Origin of the sequence: Streptomyces sp. NPDC048584, assembly GCF_043199595.1 — a bacterium.
GTDB lineage: Bacteria > Actinomycetota > Actinomycetes > Streptomycetales > Streptomycetaceae > Streptomyces > Streptomyces edwardsiae.
The window spans coordinates 797,555-818,428 of the sequence record NZ_JBICWF010000001.1; the positions used below are offsets into that span (position 1 = coordinate 797,555).

General features: G+C 67.9%; 20 protein-coding genes and 2 pseudogenes. 8 read left to right on the plus strand and 14 right to left on the minus strand.

The window, feature by feature from the left end; translation table 11 throughout:
• Positions 1-11: 11 nt before the first annotated feature.
• Positions 12-893 carry a carbohydrate ABC transporter permease gene (locus ACGFR9_RS03365; protein ID WP_393202458.1) on the minus strand — a complete coding sequence of 294 codons (882 nt, stop codon included), beginning with the start codon at positions 891-893 and terminating at the stop codon, positions 12-14.
• A complete protein-coding gene (locus ACGFR9_RS03370; protein ID WP_393202460.1) occupies positions 887-1,879 on the minus strand; it encodes an ABC transporter permease in 993 nt (330 codons plus the stop codon). The genes ACGFR9_RS03365 and ACGFR9_RS03370 overlap by 7 nt, the downstream gene beginning before the upstream one ends.
• Before the next feature lie 264 nt (positions 1,880-2,143).
• Between ACGFR9_RS03370 and ACGFR9_RS03375 the strand changes: the two genes are divergently transcribed.
• A complete protein-coding gene (locus ACGFR9_RS03375; RefSeq protein WP_393202462.1) occupies positions 2,144-3,136 on the plus strand; it encodes an acetylxylan esterase in 993 nt (330 codons plus the stop codon).
• A 62-nt stretch (positions 3,137-3,198) separates the two neighbouring features.
• Here the strand turns inward: ACGFR9_RS03375 and ACGFR9_RS03380 are convergent, their stop codons facing one another.
• The 4 genes from ACGFR9_RS03380 to acnA form a co-directional block, all read right to left on the minus strand.
• Positions 3,199-4,287 (minus strand): lytic polysaccharide monooxygenase, encoded by a 1,089-nt coding sequence (locus ACGFR9_RS03380; protein WP_393202464.1) that lies wholly within the window; start codon positions 4,285-4,287, stop codon positions 3,199-3,201.
• 182 nt (positions 4,288-4,469) lie between these two features.
• Positions 4,470-5,744 carry a caspase family protein gene (locus ACGFR9_RS03385; RefSeq protein WP_393202466.1) on the minus strand — a complete coding sequence of 425 codons (1,275 nt, stop codon included), beginning with the start codon at positions 5,742-5,744 and terminating at the stop codon, positions 4,470-4,472.
• A 13-nt stretch (positions 5,745-5,757) separates the two neighbouring features.
• On the minus strand, positions 5,758-6,150 hold the full coding sequence (locus ACGFR9_RS03390) for a hypothetical protein (protein WP_393202468.1): 393 nt from the start codon (positions 6,148-6,150) through the stop codon (positions 5,758-5,760).
• Positions 6,151-6,275: 125 nt separating this feature from the next.
• Entirely contained in the window at positions 6,276-8,999 is a 2,724-nt protein-coding gene (acnA, locus tag ACGFR9_RS03395) for an aconitate hydratase AcnA (protein ID WP_393202470.1), read from the minus strand.
• 295 nt (positions 9,000-9,294) lie between these two features.
• Here acnA and ACGFR9_RS03400 point away from each other — a divergent pair, with 295 nt between their 5' ends.
• Positions 9,295-9,495 carry a DUF4236 domain-containing protein gene (locus tag ACGFR9_RS03400; protein ID WP_393202472.1) on the plus strand — a complete coding sequence of 67 codons (201 nt, stop codon included), beginning with the start codon at positions 9,295-9,297 and terminating at the stop codon, positions 9,493-9,495.
• A gap of 70 nt (positions 9,496-9,565) precedes the next feature.
• On the plus strand, positions 9,566-11,095 hold the full coding sequence (locus ACGFR9_RS03405; protein WP_030212771.1) for a UDP-N-acetylglucosamine 1-carboxyvinyltransferase: 1,530 nt from the start codon (positions 9,566-9,568) through the stop codon (positions 11,093-11,095).
• Between the two features lie 142 nt (positions 11,096-11,237).
• Here the strand turns inward: ACGFR9_RS03405 and ACGFR9_RS03410 are convergent, their stop codons facing one another.
• The gene (locus tag ACGFR9_RS03410) at positions 11,238-11,546 is read right to left on the minus strand and encodes a hypothetical protein (protein WP_393202474.1); all 309 of its coding nucleotides are present in this window, start codon (positions 11,544-11,546) and stop codon (positions 11,238-11,240) included.
• 237 nt (positions 11,547-11,783) lie between these two features.
• Positions 11,784-12,752 (minus strand): aldo/keto reductase, encoded by a 969-nt coding sequence (locus ACGFR9_RS03415; protein WP_393202476.1) that lies wholly within the window; start codon positions 12,750-12,752, stop codon positions 11,784-11,786.
• Between the two features lie 334 nt (positions 12,753-13,086).
• Between ACGFR9_RS03415 and ACGFR9_RS03420 the strand changes: the two are divergent.
• The 3 genes and pseudogenes from ACGFR9_RS03420 to ACGFR9_RS03430 form a co-directional block, all read left to right on the plus strand.
• Positions 13,087-13,231 (plus strand): annotated as a pseudogene (locus tag ACGFR9_RS03420) (IS5/IS1182 family transposase); the annotation flags it as partial.
• Between the two features lie 246 nt (positions 13,232-13,477).
• On the plus strand, positions 13,478-14,404 hold the full coding sequence (locus ACGFR9_RS03425) for an NmrA/HSCARG family protein (protein WP_393202478.1): 927 nt from the start codon (positions 13,478-13,480) through the stop codon (positions 14,402-14,404).
• Between the two features lie 148 nt (positions 14,405-14,552).
• Entirely contained in the window at positions 14,553-15,335 is a 783-nt protein-coding gene (locus tag ACGFR9_RS03430; RefSeq protein ID WP_393202480.1) for an SDR family NAD(P)-dependent oxidoreductase, read from the plus strand.
• A 61-nt stretch (positions 15,336-15,396) separates the two neighbouring features.
• On the opposite strand, the gene ACGFR9_RS03435 is transcribed toward ACGFR9_RS03430, so the two are convergent.
• From ACGFR9_RS03435 to ACGFR9_RS03450, 4 genes are all read right to left on the minus strand, one after another.
• On the minus strand, positions 15,397-15,837 hold the full coding sequence (locus ACGFR9_RS03435; RefSeq protein WP_393202482.1) for an IS3 family transposase: 441 nt from the start codon (positions 15,835-15,837) through the stop codon (positions 15,397-15,399).
• On the minus strand, positions 15,834-16,004 hold the full coding sequence (locus ACGFR9_RS03440) for a hypothetical protein (protein WP_393202484.1): 171 nt from the start codon (positions 16,002-16,004) through the stop codon (positions 15,834-15,836). Before ACGFR9_RS03440 ends, ACGFR9_RS03435 begins: the two co-directional genes overlap by 4 nt.
• Positions 15,991-16,176 (minus strand): transposase, encoded by a 186-nt coding sequence (locus ACGFR9_RS03445; protein ID WP_393202485.1) that lies wholly within the window; start codon positions 16,174-16,176, stop codon positions 15,991-15,993. The genes ACGFR9_RS03440 and ACGFR9_RS03445 overlap by 14 nt, the downstream gene beginning before the upstream one ends.
• Positions 16,177-16,436: 260 nt before the next feature.
• Positions 16,437-17,315 carry an AraC family transcriptional regulator gene (locus tag ACGFR9_RS03450; protein WP_393202487.1) on the minus strand — a complete coding sequence of 293 codons (879 nt, stop codon included), beginning with the start codon at positions 17,313-17,315 and terminating at the stop codon, positions 16,437-16,439.
• A gap of 437 nt (positions 17,316-17,752) precedes the next feature.
• Between ACGFR9_RS03450 and ACGFR9_RS03455 the strand changes: the two genes are divergently transcribed.
• Complete coding sequence (locus ACGFR9_RS03455; RefSeq protein ID WP_393202489.1) at positions 17,753-18,919, plus strand: acyl-CoA dehydrogenase family protein; 1,167 nt, start codon at positions 17,753-17,755, stop codon at positions 18,917-18,919.
• Between the two features lie 354 nt (positions 18,920-19,273).
• On the opposite strand, the gene ACGFR9_RS03460 is transcribed toward ACGFR9_RS03455, so the two are convergent.
• Positions 19,274-19,519 (minus strand): hypothetical protein, encoded by a 246-nt coding sequence (locus ACGFR9_RS03460; protein WP_393202491.1) that lies wholly within the window; start codon positions 19,517-19,519, stop codon positions 19,274-19,276.
• A 140-nt stretch (positions 19,520-19,659) separates the two neighbouring features.
• Here ACGFR9_RS03460 and ACGFR9_RS03465 point away from each other — a divergent pair, with 140 nt between their 5' ends.
• On the plus strand, positions 19,660-20,199 hold the full coding sequence (locus ACGFR9_RS03465) for a DinB family protein (protein ID WP_393202493.1): 540 nt from the start codon (positions 19,660-19,662) through the stop codon (positions 20,197-20,199).
• 318 nt (positions 20,200-20,517) lie between these two features.
• Here ACGFR9_RS03465 and ACGFR9_RS03470 read toward each other — a convergent pair.
• A pseudogene (locus ACGFR9_RS03470) lies at positions 20,518-20,840 on the minus strand (Tn3 family transposase); the annotation flags it as partial.
• Positions 20,841-20,874 lie beyond the last annotated feature (34 nt).

The window sequence follows — 20,874 nt, forward strand, 5'->3', positions numbered from 1 at the left end:
CGCGAGGGGGGTCAGCCCTTGACCGCGCCGAGCATCACGCCCGAGACGAAGTAGCGCTGCACGAACGGGTAGAGACAGAGGATCGGCAGCGAGGTCAGCACGATCGTGACGGCCTGGATGTTCGCCGAGACCTGGGTGAGCTGCTCGGTGGCCGCACCGGCGCCGGTGCCCGAGGTGGCGCCGGCGAGAAGGTTGCGCAGATAGACCGTGACCGGCATCAGTTCGGTGCGGTCCATATAGAGGAACGCCGAGAACCAGGAGTTCCAGAAGGACACCGAGTAGAAGAGCACCATCGTCGCGACGACCGCCTTCGACAGCGGCAGCACGATCCGCAGCAGGATGCCGTACGTACTCAGGCCGTCGATCTGCGCGGCCTCCTCCAGTTCGGACGGCAGGCTCTCGAAGAAGGCGTTCATCACCAGCAGGTTGAAGACACTGATCGCGTTCGGCAGGGCGATCGCCCACACGCTGTTCTTCAGACCGAGGCTGGTGATCAGCACGTAGTTGGGGATCAGACCGCCGGTGAAGAACATGGTGAAGACGGCGATCCCGACCAGGGCGCCGCGCCCCTTGAGGTTCCTCTTCGACAGGACGTAGGCGTAGCAGGTGGTCAGCACCATGGCGACGGCGGTGGAGACCACCGTGTAGAAGACGGTGTTGCCGTAGTTGCGCCAGAACATCGAGTCGTGGAACACGATCTCGTACGTGGTGAGGTCGAATCCCCTGGGCCACAGGGTCACCTCACCGGCACGGATCTGCCGCTCCCCGCTGAACGAGCGGGCGATGATGTTGAAGAAGGGGTACAGCGTCAGCAGGACGACCAGCGTGAGGATCACCCCGTTGACGCACTGGAAGACGCGGCGGCCGCGGGTCGGCCGGACGGCGCTCACCACAGGCTCGTCCCCACCGTGCGGCGCGACAGCTGATTGGCCGAGGTGATGAGCACCAGGCCGATGACCGCCTCGAACAGGCCGATCGCCGCCGCGTAGCTGAAGCTGTTGGACTCCACACCGGTCCGGTACAGATAGGTGGAGATCACGTCGGCGGTCGGATAGGTCAGCGGGTTGTAGAGCAGCAGGACCTTCTCGAAGCCGACGGCCATGAACGTGCCGATGTTGAGGATCAGCAGCGTGATCATGGTGGGGCGGATGCCGGGCAGGGTGACGTGCCAGATCTGCCGCCAGCGGCCCGCGCCGTCGATGCGGGCGGCCTCGTACAGGTCCTCGTCGATGGTGGTGAGCGCGGCGAGGTAGAGGATCGTGCCCCAGCCGGCGGTCTGCCAGATCTCCGAGCCGACATAGACGGTGCGGAACCAGCCGGATTCCTGGATGAACCGGATCGGATCGTGCCCGAACCAGCTCAGGACATGGTTGACCGGGCCGTCCGTGGCGAGCATCTGCAGCGTGATACCGGCGACGATCACGATCGACAGGAAGTGCGGCAGATACGACACCGACTGCACGAACCGCTTCAGCGACTTCCGGCGCACCTCGTTCAGCAGCAGGGCGAGGACGATCGGGATCGGGAAGCAGAAGACGAGCGTGAGTCCGCCCATCCACAGGGTGTTCCGGAACACCTGCCAGAAGGTCGGGTCGGACAGGAACATCTCGACATAGCGCAGTCCCACCCAGTACTCGCCGAGGATCGAACCGCCCGGCTCGAAGCGGCGGAACGCGATCACATTGCCGATCATCGGCAGATAGCGGAACACCAGGAAGAACAGCAGCGGCAGCACCGCCAGCGAGTACAACTGCCAGTCCTTGCGCAGCGCGCGCCGCCAGCCGGTGCGCGCGGGTGAACGGGTGCGCCGCGGGGGCCTCTTCGTCGGCGGCGGGTCCTGCGTGCCCGGCGGTGGAGCCGACGTGGTGGAGGTGCTCATTGCTCGGGCCTCCCGTACCGATGACGCGGAACCGAAACTTTCGAGCTCTTACCGATAACTTCGCGGCAACCTATGAGCAGCAGTAAGCGCTGTCAATGGGTGGCGCGCGAGGAACTCCAGTGGTCGGGACAGTGGTCGGATCCGGTGCGTACGACTGTGGAAGCGGGCCCTGATCTGTTAACGTCCCCGGAACTTTCCGCATCTCGTCCGCAACGATCGGCCGTATCGCCCCTCAGACTCCGCTTCGACTCCGCGAGGTGTCCCGTGCCCGCGTTCGACCTGCCCCCGGCTGAACTGGAGCGCCACCGCCCGGACATCGAGGAGCCCGCCGACTTCGACGCGTTCTGGGAGCGCACGCTGAAGGAGGCCTCGGCGCAGGGGGATCCGCTGGTGTCGGTACGGCCGGTGGCGAACGGGCTGCGGCTGACGGAGTCCTGGGACGTGACGTTCCGCGGCTTCGCCGGCGACCCGGTGCGCGCCTGGTTCAGCCGCCCGGCAGGAATGACCGGCCCCCTCCCCGCGGTCGTGGAGTTCGCGGGTTACGGTCGCGGGCGGGGCCTGCCGCACGAGCGGCTGACGTGGGTGAACGCCGGGTACGCGCATCTGCTGATGGACAACCGGGGGCAGGGCGACCAGTACGGCTGCGGCGGCGACACCCCCGACCCGCACCCACCGGCGCCGGGCGGCCCCGGTCCGGCGGTGCGCGGGCTGCTGGACCCGCGGGACTACCACTACCGCCGGCTGATCGCCGACGCGGTGCGTGCGGTGGCCGCCGTACGCGCGCTGTCCGGGGTGGACGCCGCGCGTGTCGCCGCCGTGGGCAACAGCCAGGGGGGAGGGCTCGCGCTGGCGGTCGCCGGACTCGTACCGGATCTGGCGGCGCTGCTGGTCACCGCACCGCTGCTGTGCGGCATCCGCCGCGCCCTGGACCTCACCGACGTGCCGCCGTACGGCGAGATCAGCGCCTATCTCTCGGTGCACCGGGGCGCCGAGCAGGCCGCCTACCGCACGCTGGCCTATGTCGAGGGCGTGTCGTTCGCCCGCCGGGCACACGCCCCGGCCCATTTCGGGGTCGGGCTGCGCGACACGGTCTGTCCGCCGAGCGGGGCGTACGCGGCGTTCAACCGGTACGGGGAACGCGCGGGCGGGGGCCCGGCCAAGGTGCTGCACGCCTATCCCTTCAACGGGCACGAGGGCGGGGACGCCGTGCATGTACGGCGGCAACTGGACTGGCTCGCGGCGCTGTCGGGCGGCTGAGCGCGGGTGCGGGCGGCACCGATGACGACCGGACACGCCATCGGGGCCGCCCACGGGGCGGTTCAGCCGACCCGGCAGGGCAGGGTCGTCGTACCGTCACCGCCTGAACCGGTGACCACGTAGCCGAACGTCGCGCTCTCCCCCGGATCGAGGGAGCCGTTGTGGCCGGCGTTGTGGACCATCACGTTCTGGCCGTCGTAGGTGGCGTCGCCGTTCCACAGGCTGGCGACGCTCTGCCCGTCCGGGAGGGTCCAGTCGACCATCCAGCCGAGCATCGGCACGTCGCCGCTGTTGGTGACGGTCACCTCGGACTGGTGGCCGCCGTTCCAGCTGCCCGTCGTACTGCGGGTGGCGGAGCATTCGCCCGGAACGGGTTCGGCCGGGTTGCCGGGGTCCTTGATACCGGTCACCTCGCCGTTGCCGCCGTCGAAGACGACGTCCGAGCAGGAGTAGAAGGTCTCCGCGCTGTCCGAACGCTGCCAGACCATATAGATGATGTGCCGGCCGGACCTGCCGTCCGGAAGCTGTCCGCTCCAGCGGTAGTCGGCCTCGACACTGCCCGGGGACCCGCTCAGCGGCGGGTGGTCGACGGAGAGGAAGGGCTGCTCCTCCATGTCGTCCCAGGTGAGCGCGACCGTCGGGTCGAAGCCGTCCTTGGTGATGTAGACGTGGAACCACCCCGGGTGCGCGGCCCAGGCGTTGTAGGAGAAGTCGACGGTCGCACCCGAGGTGAGATGGGTGACCGGCCAGTCGGCGCTGGGCGTGTCGAAGCCGGTGAAGTTGGTGTTGCCGCCGCTGCACAGCTGCCCGTCGGGCACGAAGCCGCTGGTGCGGCCGGCACCGTCGGAGCGCAACACCGAGAACCAGTTGTAGAAGGCGGTGGTGCCGCTGACCTGCGCGGCGGTCCTGCAGGCCGGGTTGACCGGCTTGATCTCGCCGGTGTCGGACAGCGCGTCCTGCCAGCACAGGAAGGTGCGGCTGCCGGGCTTCATGGGGGTGCCGTGGGCCTCGGCGTCGCCGCCCGCCGTCACGACCAGGCCGATGGCCGGGACGGTGGCGAGCAGGGAGACCAGGACGAGGAAGAGGGCTCGGGTACGGGTGGGAAGCGGCGAGTGGGGAGCGGTATCACTCCTGGATTTTGGTGTGATCATGACATACCTGTCCGTGGGGTGAACGGTCGTCGCAGGCGTGTGGCCGGGCGCGGCGGGAGGACCTCGACGGCGGGTTCCGGTCCACCGAAATATGGGAGCGCTCCCACCACGCCCGTGAGGGGACCGTAGCGCGGAGCGGCGCGGTTGTAAACGCTTACCGCGTCGCGGAGTTGTGTGGTGGGTCAGCCGATGTCGTCGATCACGCGTCGGAGGTTCTGCGCGACGTCGCCGCCTTCGAGGAGGAAGACCAGTCTGGTCAGGTAGGTGTCCCCACGTGGTGTCTTTCGGACGGCGCGGGCGATCGCGACGGCGTCCTCGCGCAGGCGGACACCACGCAGGTCGACCTGGCGGCCCAGCTTCTCGCTCAGGAGGATCGCGAACTGGATCCGGGACTGGGGGTCCTGTACGCACGGGAGGGTGATGAGGGCCTCGGTGAGGCGGAGGAGGGGGTCGAGGGAGCTGTCGTCGTCCGATGTGGCGTTCGGGTGTGCGGGAGGGGGCTCTGCGGGCGGGAATCCGGCGGGCACGGACGAGCGCGGCGGAGGCGCCGGGGCAGGAGCGGACCGGCGCGGCGGAGGCGCCGGGGCAGGACCGGGCCGGGAGGAAGCCCGGTAGGAAGGTGCCACCTGAGCCGACACGGGCGGCATGGGGGCCGGCGCGGGCGGGGCCGGGCTCGACGCGGGCCGTGTCGAGCCCGATGCCCCCGGGCTCAGCACCGAGCGGGCGATCACCACCCGGCGTTCCAGCTCCGCCCACATCTGCGGGCGTTGCCGTACGTCGGCGCCCTGCAGTTCCTCGTAGACGTAGTCGTACAGTTCATGGACGCCGATCCAGCCGTCGCCGTCCCGGTCCGCCTCGCCGGTGCTCAGGCCCTTGATCACGGCTCGGGTGAACCGGGACGACTCCGTCTCCGGCTCCAGCCGCGTGACCCGGTCGCCGCCTTCCCAGGCATACTCCGTGCGGTTCGTCGCGGTGAGCACGGCGCGGCCGTGTCCGGCGAGGTCGTCTCCGAGGTGGACCGTGCCGTCGCCCTTGCTGCCGGTGAGGAAGGCTCCGCTGTAGCAGCAGTCCAGCAGCAGGACGACCGACCGGGCCCGGCACTCGCTGATCCGCTGCCGTACGAACTGGGCGGAGACGGAGGTGGAGGCGAGCCATCGCGCGTCGGTGTCGGTGGCGGCGAAGTGCAGCTCGCCGTTGTGGTTCTTGAGGCCGTGGCACGAGATGTGCAGCAGAAGCACATCGTCCCTGCGCCGGTCCTGGAAGAAGTGCTCGATGGCGCGGGCGACTTCGTGGTGCGGGGCGTCGACGACCATCCCCACCTCGAAGTCCCCGATCCGCGTGTCCTCGAGCACGTCCGCCAGCGCCTGGGCGTCATGGGCGGGTGAACGCAGCTGCCTCAGGGGCTGGTTGTCGTACGTACCCGTCGCGACGAGCAGCGCGTACCGTCGTGCGGCCATGGTCGTACGGCCCTCAGCCGCCCTGGCCCGCGGCCGGATCCGGCTCCGGCTCCGGACCGTGTGCGGCCAGGAAGGCGTCGACGATCCGCCGCTGGTCGGCCGAGGACACGGCCTCCAGCTCCAGGCTGTCGTCGCCGAGGGTGACGCTGACCGAGCGCACCGGGCGGTTCTCGATCCAGGTCCGTACGAGGTCGAGCACGGAGCGGAACGCGATGGGGGCCAGAGTCAGGGCGAGCGCACCGACCGCGATGGCGTCCACGGGCTTGGCCCCGTCGGGAACGTCCCCGGAGCGGACGGTCTCGACGGCGTCGACGTCCAGTTCGAGCAGCCGCTCGCGCAACAGCAGTGTCAGCTCGTCGAGTTCTTCCTGGTCACTGTCCTGACGCCCCGCCAGCTCCAGTCGCATGCGCCGTGTGCCGCCCACCGCCACCCCCGTCGTCCGGTGAGATGTCAGCGTACAACGGGGGCGACGGCGAGGGCCGCGTCCCCGGTCACCCGGGGACGCGGCCCTCGATCGCTGTGCCGTACCGCCTAGTTGCGGATCAGGCTGCGCAGCACGTACTGCAGGATGCCGCCGTTGCGGTAGTAGTCGGCCTCACCGGGGGTGTCGATGCGGACGACCGCGTCGAACTCGACGCCCTTGTCGGTGGTGACCTTCACCGTGCGCGGGGTGGTGCCCTCGTTGAGCTCGGTGACGCCGGAGACGGAGAAGGTCTCCTCACCCGTCAGGCCGAGGGACTCGGCGGTGTGGCCCTCGGGGAACTGCAGCGGCAGGACGCCCATGCCGATGAGGTTCGAGCGGTGGATGCGCTCGTACGACTCGGCGATGACGGCCTTGACACCGAGCAGCGCGGTGCCCTTGGCGGCCCAGTCGCGGGACGAGCCGGAGCCGTACTCCTTGCCCGCCAGGACGACCAGCGGGATGCCCTGGTCCATGTAGTTGCGCGAGGCGTCGTAGATGAACGACACCGGAGCGCCGTCCTGCGTGAAGTCGCGGGTGTAGCCGCCCTCCGTGCCCGGCGCGATCTGGTTGCGCAGGCGGATGTTGGCGAACGTACCGCGGATCATGACCTCGTGGTTGCCGCGGCGCGAGCCGTAGCTGTTGAAGTCGCGGCGCTCGATGCCGTGCTCCGTGAGGTACTTGCCGGCCGGGGTGTCGGCCTTGATGGCGCCGGCCGGGGAGATGTGGTCGGTGGTGACCGAGTCGCCCAGCTTGGCGAGCACCCGGGCACCGGAGATGTCCTCGACCGGGGCCGGCTCCATTCCCATGCCCTCGAAGTAGGGGGGCTTGCGCACGTAGGTGGACTCCGCGTCCCACTCGAAGGTGTCACCGGTCGGGATGGGCAGCGCCTGCCACTGGGCGTCACCGGCGAAGACGTCGGCGTAGGACTTGGAGAACATGTCCTCGCCGATGGCGTTCGCCACGACGTCGTTGACCTCGGCCTCGGAGGGCCAGATGTCCTTCAGGAAGACCGGGTTGTTGTCCTGGTCGTACCCGAGGGCCTCGCGGGTGATGTCCACCTTCATGGAGCCGGCGAGCGCATAGGCGACGACCAGCGGCGGGGACGCCAGGTAGTTCATCTTGACGTCGGGGTTGATCCGGCCCTCGAAGTTGCGGTTGCCGGAGAGGACCGAGGTGACCGCGAGGTCGTGCTCGTTGACGGCCTTGGAGACCTCCTCCGGCAGCGGGCCGGAGTTGCCGATGCAGGTGGTGCAGCCGTAACCGACGAGGTTGAAGCCGACCTTGTCGAGGTACGGGGTCAGGCCCGCCTTCTCGAAGTAGTCGGTGACGACCTTGGAGCCCGGGGCGAGGGTGGTCTTGACCCACGGCTTGCGGGTCAGGCCCTTCTCCACCGCCTTCTTGGCCACCAGCGCGGCGGCGACCATGACGTACGGGTTGGAGGTGTTGGTGCAGGAGGTGATGGCCGCGACCGTCACCGCGCCGTGGTCGAGCGTGTAGGTCGTGCCGTCGGCGGCGGTGACCTCGACCGGGTGGGAGGGCGTGCCGTTGGAGATGGCCGGCGAGTCGGAGGCCGGGAAGGACTCCTTGCTGGCCTCGTCGACGTCGCCGCCGTCCGTGACGTAGTTGCGCACGTCCTGGGCGAACTGGGCCTTGGCGTCGGCGAGGACGATACGGTCCTGCGGGCGCTTCGGGCCGGCGATCGACGGGACGACCGTGGCCAGGTCCAGCTCGAGCTTCTCGGAGAAGTCCGGCTCGGCCTTCGGGTCCAGCCAGAGGCCCTGCTGCTTGGCGTACGCCTCGACCAGGGCGACCTGCTGGTCACTGCGGCCGGTCAGGCGCATGTAGTTCAGCGTCTCGTCGTCGATCGGGAAGATCGCGGCGGTGGAGCCGAACTCCGGCGACATGTTGCCGATGGTGGCGCGGTTGGCGAGGGAGGTGGCGGCCACGCCCTCGCCGTAGAACTCGACGAACTTGCCGACGACGCCGTGCTTGCGCAGCATCTCGGTGATGGTGAGCACCAGGTCGGTGGCGGTCGTGCCGGGCTTGAGCTCACCGGTCAGCTTGAAGCCGACGACGCGCGGGATCAGCATGGAGACCGGCTGGCCGAGCATGGCGGCCTCGGCCTCGATGCCGCCGACGCCCCAGCCGAGGACACCGAGACCGTTGACCATGGTGGTGTGCGAGTCGGTGCCGACCAGGGTGTCGGGGTAGGCCTTGCCGTCCCGGACCATGACGACGCGGGCCAGGTGCTCGATGTTCACCTGGTGGACGATGCCGGTGCCCGGCGGGACGACCTTGAAGTCGTCGAACGCGGTCTGGCCCCAGCGCAGGAACTGGTAGCGCTCGCGGTTGCGGCCGTACTCCAGGTCCACGTTCTGCTTGAACGCGTCGTTGGTGCCGAACTTGTCGGCGATGACCGAGTGGTCGATGACCATCTCGGCCGGGGAGAGCGGGTTGATCTTGTTCGGGTCCCCGCCCAGCTCCTTGACGGCCTCACGCATGGTGGCGAGGTCGACGACACAGGGCACGCCGGTGAAGTCCTGCATGATCACGCGGGCCGGCGTGAACTGGATCTCCTGCGACGGCTGGGCCTGGGAGTCCCAGCCGCCCAGGGCGCGGATGTGGTCGGCGGTGATGTTCGCGCCGTCCTCGGTGCGGAGCAGGTTCTCCAGCAGCACCTTCAGGCTGTAGGGAAGGCGCGCGGAGCCCTCGACCTTGTCCAGCCGGAAGATCTCGTACGACTCGTCGCCCACCTGCAGCGTGCTGCGGGCGTCGAAGCTGTTCGCCGACACGACAGTCTCCTTCATTGATGTGCGCGTACCACCGCATCCTGCCGCCACGCCGCCCTGGCCTATCCGCTGAGGTAAGGCTAAGTTAGGTAGCCCTTACCAGGGTGGCGGCTGCGGTGCGCCTCGGCAGATATCTCGATGTCGAGATAACTCTAGTACACGAGGGCCGAATGGTCATGCCCCGGACCCATCGCACCACCGCCACGCCCCGACCGCATCGCGACCGGATGTCATCAGTACGCCCGGCCGGGGTAGGCGACTGATACGAAGTCAGTTCCGGACGGGAAGGGACACGGGCATGCCGCTCACGTTTCGCAAGAGCTTTCGGATCCTTCCGGGGGTGCGGCTGAACATCAACAAGCGGTCGTGGTCCATCACCACGGGCAGCGCGAACGGCCCCCGGTACACACGGAGCAGTACGGGACGCCGTACGACATCGATGGATTTGCCGGGACCTTTCGGCTGGCGCCGGACTCGCCGGACGCGTCGCACCGGTTGACACTGACGTCACGTCACCCGAATGGACCCCTCAGGATGCCCCATCTCATATCTGAGATAACCTCATCCTCATGTCAGACGACTACCTCGTACGCATCGGCAAGCTCATCCGTGACGCCCGTCAGCATCGCGGGTGGACGCAGACGCAGCTGGCCGAGGCGCTCAACACCAGCCAGAGCGCCGTCAATCGGATCGAGCGCGGAAACCAGAACATCAGCCTTGAGATGATCGCCCGGATCGGCGAGGCCCTGGACAGCGAGATCGTCTCGCTGGGCTATGCCGGACCGATGCATCTGCGCGTGGTGGGCGGCCGCCGCCTCTCCGGCGCCATCGACGTCAAGACGAGCAAGAACGCGTGCGTGGCCCTGCTGTGCGGCTCACTGCTCAACAAGGGGCGCACCGTGCTGCGCCGCGTCGCCCGCATCGAGGAGGTCTACCGCCTCCTGGAGGTGCTGAACTCCATCGGTGTACGCACCCGCTGGATCAACGACGGCGTGGACCTGGAGATCGTGCCGCCGGCCGAGCTGGACCTGGCGTCCATCGACGCGGAGGCCGCCCGCCGCACCCGCTCCATCATCATGTTCCTCGGCCCGCTGCTGCACCGCCTCGACCGCTTCATGCTGCCGTACGCCGGCGGCTGCGACCTCGGTACGCGCACCGTCGAGCCGCACATGATCGCGCTGCGCCGGTTCGGCCTGGACATCGCCGCGACTGAGGGCCAGTACCACGCGGTGGTCGACCGTTCCGTCGCCCCCGACCGTCCGATCGTGCTCACCGAGCGCGGGGACACCGTCACCGAGAACGCGCTGCTGGCCGCCGCCCGCCACGACGGCACGACCGTCATCCGCAACGCCTCCTCCAACTACATGGTCCAGGACCTGTGCTTCTTCCTGGAGGCGCTGGGCGTCAAGGTCGACGGCATCGGCACCACCACGCTCACCGTGCACGGCGTGCCGAACATCGACGTCGACGTGGACTACTCCCCCTCCGAGGACCCGGTCGAGGCGATGAGCCTGGTGGCCGCGGCCGTGGTGACGGAGTCCGAGCTGACGGTCCGCCGGGTGCCCATCGAGTTCCTCGAGATCGAGCTGGCGGTCCTGGAGGAGATGGGCCTCGACCACGACCGCTCCCCCGAGTACTTCGCCGACAACGGCCGTACGCGCCTGGTGGACCTGACCGTGCGCCCCTCCAAGCTCGAGGCGCCGATCGACAAGATCCACCCGATGCCCTTCCCTGGCCTGAACATCGACAACGTCCCGTTCTTCGCGGCGATCGCGGCGGTGGCCCAGGGCCAGACCCTGATCCACGACTGGGTCTACGACAACCGCGCCATCTATCTCACCGACCTCAACCGCCTCGGCGGCCGCCTCCAGCTCCTCGACCCGCACCGCGTCCTGGTGGAGGGCCCGACCCGATGGCGCGCGGCCGAGATGATGTGCCCGCCGGCACTGCGCCCCGCGGTGGTCGTCCTGCTGGCGATGATGGCGGCGGAGGGCACGTCCGTACTGCGCAACGTGTACGTCATCAACCGCGGTTACGAGGACCTGGCGGAGCGCCTGAACTCGATCGGGGCACAGATCGAGATCTTCCGGGACATTTGATGTACGGATGCCGCCGTACCCCGTCTGACCTGCTGTTTAGCGGGTCAGGGAGTGGTACGGCGGCATCTCTGGGACTTCTCTGGGACTTTGGGCCTGCGGTGGGCTACGAGCCACGCTCCACAGACTCTGCCGAGGACCGCAGCTACGCGAAGATCGCGTCGATGGCCGCGCTGCCTCGTGCGCCGGCGCGGGGCAGGAAGTGGGAGTACTTCCGCAGCGTGAACCCGGGGTCGGAGTGCCCCAGCCAGCGTGCCAGGGAGACGATCGATTCGCCAGCCTCCAGTTCTTCGGAGGCGTAGAAGTGGCGGAGGGCGTGGAAGCCGTGCTCCCGGGACGGCTCCCACACGCGAGCACCCTCGGTGCTGCCCTCGTACAGCGGGACGATCACGCCCGCCGTTGCCGGAGCGGGCTTCCACACGTAGGAGTTGAAGTAGTTCCGGCCATGCGTCAACCCTGCCGGGGGTCGCGGGCAAAGGCCCGACCGTGCCGGACCGACATGGGTTGCGTCCGAGGCGACGGTCCTCAACGGCAGCCAGGCGTTCTCCCGAAGTTTCACGATCGCCGGATACTTGCCGGCGTGCCGACGGCCGGGACAGTGGGGCGACGCCGTAGCGGCTCAACGCGTTGAGGCTGTGGGCTTTCGGGCCCGGAAACATGCGAGCCGATCGGCATTGTGCGTTGGGTGAGGTCAGACCACCGGGACGGCGGGGAGCTTGAAGCGGTCGAATTCGCCGCCGAAGGCGTAACTGGTGTTGTCCTCGATGGACGGGGCGCTGGCCTCGTCGAGACGCCGGTAGTGTTCCGGCTCCAGATCGAGGGCGAGCGCCTTGACGTAATCCTGAACCTGCTCGGACGTGCGCGGCCCGACGATCGGAACGATGGCGGTGCTAGCCCGGTCGGCCCGGGCGAGCAGCCAGGCCATCGCGACGCGCCCAGGTGCCTCGCCGGCCTCCTGGGAGACTTCCAGCAGCGTGTCCAGGACAGTCTTCCGCTGTCCTGCGTCCTCCAAGGGGAGGTTCATATCGGTGAACCTTCCCTTCTCGCCGTGACGGTACTTCCCGGTGAGCCGCCCCGAAGCGAGCGGGAAGTACGTGCAGACCCCTAGGCCGAACGCCTCGGCGGCGGGGAGCATCTCGCGTTCCACACCGCGGTTCAGGAGGTTGAGCGGCTCCTGCACACCCAGGAGTGTCGGACTTTTCACCGCCGCGGCTGCCACGCGCCAGGCGGGGAAGTTCGACAGGCCGCCATGAAGGATCTTGCCGGACCGGGTGAGGTCGTCGAAGGTGGTGAGGATCTCGTCGATGGGCGTGACGCCGTCAGGCAGGTGCACCCACAGCACGTCAAGGTAGTCGGTATTCAGGCGCCGCAGACTGGCCTCGACGGAGCGGATGGCGGTCCGGCGGCTGTTACCCGTGAGGTTCACCCCGGTGAGCGGCATGCGCGTGTACTTCGTGGCGAGGACGAACTGCTCGCGGCGGTCTCGCAGCAGATCACCGAGGACGGCCTCGGACTCACCGAGTTCGTAGGCATCGGAAGTGTCGATGAAGTTCCCTCCGGCATCGGCATAGGCGTCAAAAACGGCGCGGGCCTGTTCGGGGTTGGCCCGGACACCGGGCCTCGTCCCGAACATCGCGGCGCCGAGCGCCAGTTCCGACACCCGAAGTCCCGTGCGCCGACCGAACGTCTGATACCGCATAACTACTCCCATGTGCCTAAAACGGAGACCCCCTCATGTTGATCGACGGTACACGAGTGCCTCGAGGTCGATTTCCCGGCCCGGGAAGGGCACAGCGTTTCTGGAACCGTGTAGCCCCAAAGCGGGCGCCGAGCGGCGGGGATGGCGCCTCACCGCTCGGGCGGTGCACCAACACGTGCGCCGTTCGCGGACCTTGGGGCCGCCGCGTGCCTCGTCACCCGCCGCGATTTCTTGAGTACAGTCCGCCGGCAGCGCCACGACCTGAGTCGTTCATGCCGTTCTTGCGCCCCACTGAGGTACCGTCCAGATCGCCTCATCCCCGGACGGCTCTGTGGGGCTCCCCGGTTCGGCCGGGCCGCGAGCACGACACCACCTGCGCCCGCGCACACGGCCTGGTCGACGCCCTGAACCGGCTTGCTGTCACCCTGAGCATCCCCACCCGCCGCCTCCCTCGTCCTGCTCCAGCTCGAACACGACCGCACGACCTCGACGGAGTTCACAGAACGTCACAAGCCGTACCGAGAAGGACTCAGTAGAACGACTGGTCTTGCAGCCTGGTCGGCCTTCCCATACGCTGCCAACGGAACCGAACGTTCTATCGCTAGCAGTGGGTGCGGTGCCCAGTGGCGACCTTCAGTTTTCGTCGATGCCGCTTTCCAGCAGGTCGCCCCATCCCAAGGAGCAGCATGTCCACGAACTCTGCGCTCGTCCTGGTCACTGGTGCCACGGGCAAGCAGGGCGGGGCCACGGCTCGGGCCCTGATCGCGGCGGGATTCCCTGTCCGTGCCCTGGTACGCGATCCGGCGGGCGCGTCGGCCCGAGCGGTCGAGGCGCTCGGCGCCGAACTCGTCAGGGGTGACCTCCTCGACCGCGACTCCGTGACCCGGGCCACCGAGGGTGCACGCGCCGTCTTCTCGGTGCAGATCGCGCCCGGCTCCGCGGAAGGTTTCGACTTCGACCTGGAAGCGGCCCAGGCCGTCAATCTCATCGAAGGCGCACGCGCCGCCGGCGTGTCGCATTTCGTGCAGTCGACAGTCAGCGGCGCCGGCCAGCACACTGAGGAGTTCCCCGGCTGGGATGAGGGGCGCTGGGCTCACATGGAGCCCTATTACTCCACCAAGAGCAGGATCCAGGACCGTGTCCGTGAAGCCGGATTCCCTTACTGGACGCTACTCAAGCCCGGCTTCTTCATGGACAACTTCCTCCCGTCCCTGCGGTTCTACTTCCCGCGTGGCGTCGAGGGCGGTCTGGTGGGCATCGTGAAACCCGAAACGTCGATGCCCCTCGTCGCGCTGCGGGACATCGGCAGCGCGGCCGCCGCGGCCGTCGCCGCGCCGGAGAAGTTCCACACGGTCGAGCTGGAACTGGCGAGCGACTACCTGTCGATGACGCAGATCGCAGAGATCCTCTCCCGCGTGCTGGACGTACCACTGTCCGCCCCTGACATGACCATGGAAGAGGCTTCCGCCGCCGGGATGCCGCCCATGGGTGCCGGGCACGAGCTGTACAACGTGGTCGGACAGCCGGCCCGGCCCGAGTTCGCGAGGGACCTCGGCATCCCGCTCACCAGCTTCGAGGAATGGGCGCGCGAGCACATGAATTTCGCATCCTGAGCTTAGTGGACCACTTGGGTCCGCCGGATTGAACTGTGCGGCGGTCGAACGGCGGACGGGAACCTCGTGCTCGGGGCCGACTCCTTCCGCCTTTTACCCCTTCAGCGGCCGGGCCTTGATTGCATTCATTTGAAAAAGGAAATGAAACATGGGATTCAATCGGTTTACGGACCGCGTCGCCCTGGTGATCGGGGGCAGCTCCGGTATGGGGGCCGCCATCGCCATACGGCTTGCCGAGGAAGGTGCGGCGGTAGTAGTCGTCGGACGGGACGCGGAGAAGCTGGACCGGACGGTTGCTCAGGCGCCCGAGGGCAGCACCATCGTTTCGCGGGTGGTGGACGTCCGAGACGAGGCCGCGGTCGTCGAACTGGTCGACGGAACGGCCGACGAGTTCCAGCGTCTGGACGTCCTCGTGAACTGCGCGGGCGTCAGCGATATCGGCCTGCTCGCCGATCTGGACACCCAGACCTGGCAGGACGTCCTCGCCGTCAACACGAGCTCGATCCTCTACACGGCCAGGGCTGCGATTCCGCACCTCAAGCGGACCCAGGGCAACATCGTGAACATCGGTTCATCGAACGCACTGCACAAGAATTACGGCCAGCCCGCTTACAGTGCCGCCAAAAGCGCCGCAGAGAGCCTGACCGCCAGCATCGCGATCGAATACGGCGCGCAGGGCATCCGTGCCAACACCGTGCACCCGGGCGTGATCTACCCGACCGGCATGACCGGGTTCATGGGCGACGTACCCGGTGCCGTGGATGCCTACTCGTCGCACATTCCCATGCGCCGCATGGGAACACCCGAGGAGTTCGCCGCCGTTGTGGCCTTTCTGGCAAGCTCTGAGGCCGGCTACGTCAACGGCGCGTCCATCACGGTCGACGGCGGACTGAACCAGGTGATCCATCTTCCCCCCACGGTAGCCACCTGAACCGGTGCGCCGAAAGTGCGCACGACAGACTCTGACGCCGCTGACCAGTGCTGAGAGCGGATCAGGATGTTGTTGACCGTGCTGGTCGCAGCCACTCGTCTATGGTTGCGACCAGCATCATCGGAGCGGTGAAGTCCCGCATGACCAGGTCTTTCGCCGGCACCGCCCTCCTGTCCTGGCGGGTCAGCGACTTACGCCGCCGCCTGGACGTGCCCTGGATGGCATGCTCACGCATGATCCGCGCGACCCGCTTCCTGTTCGCCATGGCGCCCCGGCGGTGCAGGGCCCTGGTCACACGCAGAGCGCCGTAGGTCCCCGACGAAGCGTCGTGGATCTGCCGGATCTCTGCGAGCAGGTCCTCGTCCGAAGCGTTCTTCGCGTCTCTGGCGGGCTGCCGGTCCTTCCATCCGTAGTAGCTGGATCTGTCCCATCCCAGCAGGTCACACACCCTTTTGACAGGGTGTTCCGCGCGGATCTCGTCGACGAAGCGGTAGCGGATCACTGCCTCGTCTCCCGTGCGAAACAGGCGGCCGCCTTCTGCGGGATGTCGATGTCCTGCCGGGCATGCGCCAGCTCGTGGTTCCGCTCGGACAGCAGCCGGTCCAACTCGCGGACCTGCGCTTTCAGCGCTTCGGCCTCCCGGCTCACCGCGGCGTCAACCGCCGTCATTGCCGGCGGCCTTGCGCCTCCGGCCCAGCTCACGCTCCACCCAGGTGCCCAGCGTCGCTTTGTGGACGCCCAGCGACCGCGCGATGTCCGCAACCGGCCTCTCCGACGAGGAGAGCACCAGCTCGACCGCGTCCTTTTTGAACTCCTCCGGGTACTGCTTGCCACGAGCCATGGCAGACCACTTCCACCCGCAGGCCGCCACGCGACCTGCCGTTCAGGTATCGGCATCGAAGGGGTCACTTCACCCGAGACCTTCCGCGCCCTCGCCTTCGCCCTCGGACGCCCCGGCCAAGGATCTCAGCACGTCGACGTCGAACTGGACACCGTGGAACCGGCCTGACGCATCCCCGCCGGCCCCGAGCGAAGGGCCGGCGGAAATCAGCGGTAGTGGATCGATCTTGGTTCCGCCTCGGATGTGCCCGTTTTGCCTGGTCAGCGGGCTTTGTGGTCCTCGGCATGCCAAGGACCGCGTTGCCGCGTTGCCGCGTCCTGGAGGTCGGGAACGCCTGGCCCAGGGTGGGGACCGATGCGGAAGCGGCCCGGAGAGATGCCGTACTCGCGGCGGAAGGCGGTGGCGAAGGAGAACTCGTTGGCGTAACCGGACTGACGGGCGATCGCGGTGAGTGGTGCGTCGGTCTCGCGCAACATGCGGGCGGCGGTGCTCAGTCGCACAACTCTCACGTAGGCCATCGGGGGTTTGCCGACGAGGATGGTGAATCGCCGGGTGAAGGCCGTGCGGGACATTCCTGCCTGGCTGCTGAGGAGTTGGACGGTCCACGGCGCGCGAGGATCGTCATGGAGGGAACGTACGGCGGCCGCGATGACCGGGTCGGGAAGCGCCCATGCGTCCGCCGTCTCCGCGTGGCGCAGCACCTGCACGACGACGAGGCCGACCAGCGCCGCGCGGTTCGCGTCCGCCCCGGGCCGGTCAGCGACAAGGTCGTCGCTCAGCAGGGTGGACAGCTCCGCCAGCCGGGGGATGCCACCGGTGACGACCGAGACCGGCGGCAGGCGTCGCAGAGCGGCATGTACTTGTGGGTCGGCAAGGTGGTAGCAGCCGGAAAGCAAGGTGACGTCTTCGCCGTGGAGCGCGTGTTCTGCACCGGTAGGAAGGAAAATCACGTCTCCTGCGGCCGCCCGCTCCGGTGGTTTCTCCGCGGACGTCAGCCAGACGGTTCCGCGCTGGATGACGTGGAAGCCGATGCCGGTTTTGGACGGGAACCTCTGCCGCCACGGCCCCGGCTCGCCGATTTGGCATGCGAAGGCGCGACCACCCCGAATCCGGCTGGCGATGTCGCTGAGCAAGTCCACCCGCTACAGGGTACTGCGGGGCGCGCACAACGGGACATGCACGGTGACCGTACGGACATGGCACCGTGACGGTCCACGATCTTGACTGTCGATCATGAAAGTTGTGCTGACAAGTCTTGCCGTGCCGTCTCATCCGAGGGCCATGACTGCGCCGACGGCCCAGTTGTTGCAGTCCGCAGGGCACGAGTCGCGATCGGGACCTCACAGGAAACATTCCAAATCACGGCATGGACGTTGTTCGCACCTTGACCGACGGGCAGCTCATAGGGCACTGGCTGGCGCACTCCAGCATCGATGCGACGGAACCATCGCCTACGCGATTGGAGAACGCGGACTTCCTGCCCCGCCTGCCTGGAACTGTTGCATAACGGGTGGCGCTGACGAGGGTGCGCGGATGGCTCGCCTCGTTGGACTCATGAATTGCTTGGAGAATTACTATGCCGGTTGATCACCCCACCGTTCCCTCGGCTGCCACCGCCGACCCATGCAGCCGCGCCCGCGCGGCTCGGGCGGTGCTCGCCGCGAACGCGGCGGCGACGGAAGAGCAGGGAAGGCCCACAGTGGAGAGTCGGGCCGCTGCCGAGGAAGCGGGTGCGTTCGCCCTGACTACCCCCGAGAATTTCGGAGGCCTCGACGCCGACCACCGCACGATGGTTGGGGTCTTTGCCGAACTGGGCGCGGGGTGCCCGTCGACCGCCTGGCTCGCGGCGGTGAGCGCCACCGCCAAATCGTTCTTCTTCGACTGGATGACGACCGAGGCGCAGGAGGCCGTGTACGCCGACCCGAACGTGCGGGTGTGCGGCACCGCCATGCCCGCAGGTCATGCCCGCAGGGTGGACGGCGGTTACCTGGTCGACGGGCGCTGGTCCTACGCGTCGGGGTGCCTGGAAGCCCGGTGGGCGGAGGTGGGCCTGGGCGTGATCGACGATGAGAGGACGGACCGCGCGTGTCTGGTCATCCTGCCCACGGAACAGTTGCTGATCGACCGGACCTGGGACCAAGCGGTGGGGTTGCGGGGCACCGGCAGCCACACCCTGGTGGCCGATGAAGTGTTCGTGCCGGACTCGTTCCTGATGACCCAGCCCGAACACCTGGAGGGTCCGGGTATCGGCACGCGCCAGATGTCGATCGTCCTGCACACGGTAGCACCGCTGATCGGGGCGGCGAGGGGAGCGTTGGACCTGGTCAGACCGCTGATGACAACCGAGCGCCCGGTGTTCGGCAGCCCCTACACACGGCGCAGCCAGTCACCGTCGGCGCGACACCTGTTCGCCGAGTCCAGCCAACTCGTGGACACCGCCGAGCAGCGCATGCTGGGGGTAGCGGACATGCTCGATGCTGCAGACCTTGGTAACACCTCCTTGGCCACCGAAGCGGCGGGCGCGCGGATGCAGCTGGTGTCCGCCCTACGGGACTGCCGTACGGCACTGGACATGTTGCTCGATCTGCACGGCTCCAGCGCGCTCACGGGGGGCAATGCGCTGAGCAGGTTCTGGCGCGATGTCGCCGTCGGAAGCCGCCACGGCGTGGTCAACCCATACGTGGTTGCCGACCAGCTCGGCAGCGCCCTGGCCCCCGAGAAGCTGCTCGCCGAGGACTCCTAGACGAGCCATTCCGAAAGCTGACGGCGCGTCCGGGAGCACAGACAGGGCATCCAAGATCGATCTCTGGCGAATGACCTGGACGCCGTGCTCACCGCACTGCACGTGACGATCGACGACGAGATCGGAGATACCAGATGGCTGGGCCGCCCTCCGCGGTTGACGGACCCCGAGCTTGTCTGCCTCGCCGTGGCCCAGGCGATGCTGGGCTTCGCGTCGGAGGCGAGGTGGTTGCGGTTCGTCCGCTCCCGTCGCCCTTGCGGGGTTTCTCTCGCTTGAACGACGACCGCAGCAGCTCCGCCCCGCACAAGGCCAGATCGGCCTCGAACTCCTTGGGGGCGATGCCCTTGTCCGCGATCAGCGGCAGGCCGGGCCGACCAGCAGCGCGGCTCTGAGCCGCTTGTTCCAGCCCGTCTGCTTCGGTACGTACGGGAACATCGCGCCCAGGCAGTCCCTGCTGAAGCGGGACGGCAGTTGATCGAGTCGGTGAACGACACCCTCAAAGGCCAGCTCGACCTGGAACAGCACGGCGGCCGCACCTTCGAGGGCGTCGCCGTCCGCGTCACTCAGCGCGTCCTCGCGCTGGCCGTGGCGATCTGACACAACCACAAGACCGCACAGCCGATCATGCGATCTCGAATCGCCTAAGACCACTGATCACATCGGAATGACTCGGCCAGGCATTCCGGGAGCGCGGGCACATAGCAGGCCCCCAGCCCTACAAGACGTAAGAGGTACGGATTATGAGCGAGAGCACGACCGATGGTGATCAGAACAGAAACGGTGAGCATGCCGACCTGGTCGCCCAGATCGACCGGGCCCGGCAGTCCTTGCGGGGGACCATCAGCGGCCTGAGCGACGAGGAAGCCCGCCGACGCACCACCGTCAGCGACCTCTGTCTGGGCGGCTTGATCAAGCACGTCACGGCTGTAGAGCAGATGTGGGCGAATTTCCTGGCGGAGGGCCCGTCTGCGCTGCCGGACTTTGCCAGCCTGACCGAGGCGGACTGGGCCCGCCATGCCGAGCAGTTCCGCATGATGCCGGGCGAGACGCTGGATGCTCTGCTCGCCGGCTACGACGTGTCGAACCGCCGGTTCGACACGTTGATCGCCACACAGCCCGACCTGGACATCACCATCGCGCTGCCGGATAGCCCCTTCTTCACCGAGCAGCGCTGGACGGTCCGCCGAGTGCTGCTGCACGTCGTGCTGGACACCGCCCAGCATGCCGGCCACGCCGACATCATCCGCGAAGCGCTAGACGGAAAGAAGAGCACGGGCTGAAGGAAAGGGCACTTTCCTCGTTATAGCTACGGCAAGGTGCGAGTAGCACCGTGTGGCGTTCTGGGCTGCGGCCTCGGCGGTATATCAGCGCCGAGCGTCGGCTACGAGGGAGTTGACGCGGTTCTCGTACTCGCGACGGTTCGCCCGGTGCCTGCAGTGTGCGGACCGGCTCGCACAGAAGGGACGGAAAGCTGTGCTCCGGGAGATGCAGGACTCCCGGAGCAAGGTGTTCGCTCGGTGGGCCTCCGCGGCAAAGCGGCTCGGAAGTCAATGGCGTCTCTTCCGGACCGCCTTCGGTTGCGGCCGGCCGCTCAGAGGCTATGCGTCGTCGTCCCCGTCTTCCTGCCGAGGATCGCGTAGAGGGCGCAGACCTGGTGCTGGGGGGCTGGTGAAGGCGTAGCGGCCGAGGAAGTTTATGTGGTCGTACTGGAGTGGGGGGAACCGTGCGACGAGTTCGTCGGCGACCGGGAGCCGTCGGCGGCCAACTGTTTGACGGCGGCGTCGATGTAGAGGCTGTTGAAGAGCACCACTGCGTTGAGGGCCAGGCCGAGGGCGCCGAGCTGGTCCTCCATCCCTTCGCGGTAGTGCCGGCGTAGTTCACCGGGCTGCCCGAAGAAGATCTGTCGTGCGAGGCGGTGGCGAGGCTTGGGTGACGTTGAGCCGGGCGCCGATCAT

Coding starts and splice junctions, on each gene's coding strand:
- ACGFR9_RS03380 (WP_393202464.1), bottom strand. CDS start 4,287: ATGATCACACCAAAATCCAGGAGTGATACCGCTCCCCACTCGCCGCTT.
- ACGFR9_RS03430 (WP_393202480.1), top strand. CDS start 14,553: ATGGGATTCAATCGGTTTACGGACCGCGTCGCCCTGGTGATCGGGGGC.
- ACGFR9_RS03400 (WP_393202472.1), top strand. CDS start 9,295: ATGCCGCTCACGTTTCGCAAGAGCTTTCGGATCCTTCCGGGGGTGCGG.
- ACGFR9_RS03385 (WP_393202466.1), bottom strand. CDS start 5,744: ATGGCCGCACGACGGTACGCGCTGCTCGTCGCGACGGGTACGTACGAC.
- ACGFR9_RS03425 (WP_393202478.1), top strand. CDS start 13,478: ATGTCCACGAACTCTGCGCTCGTCCTGGTCACTGGTGCCACGGGCAAG.
- ACGFR9_RS03445 (WP_393202485.1), bottom strand. CDS start 16,176: ATGGCTCGTGGCAAGCAGTACCCGGAGGAGTTCAAAAAGGACGCGGTC.
- ACGFR9_RS03455 (WP_393202489.1), top strand. CDS start 17,753: ATGCCGGTTGATCACCCCACCGTTCCCTCGGCTGCCACCGCCGACCCA.
- ACGFR9_RS03465 (WP_393202493.1), top strand. CDS start 19,660: ATGAGCGAGAGCACGACCGATGGTGATCAGAACAGAAACGGTGAGCAT.
- ACGFR9_RS03440 (WP_393202484.1), bottom strand. CDS start 16,004: ATGACGGCGGTTGACGCCGCGGTGAGCCGGGAGGCCGAAGCGCTGAAA.
- ACGFR9_RS03390 (WP_393202468.1), bottom strand. CDS start 6,150: ATGCGACTGGAGCTGGCGGGGCGTCAGGACAGTGACCAGGAAGAACTC.
- ACGFR9_RS03370 (WP_393202460.1), bottom strand. CDS start 1,879: ATGAGCACCTCCACCACGTCGGCTCCACCGCCGGGCACGCAGGACCCG.
- ACGFR9_RS03405 (WP_030212771.1), top strand. CDS start 9,566: ATGTCAGACGACTACCTCGTACGCATCGGCAAGCTCATCCGTGACGCC.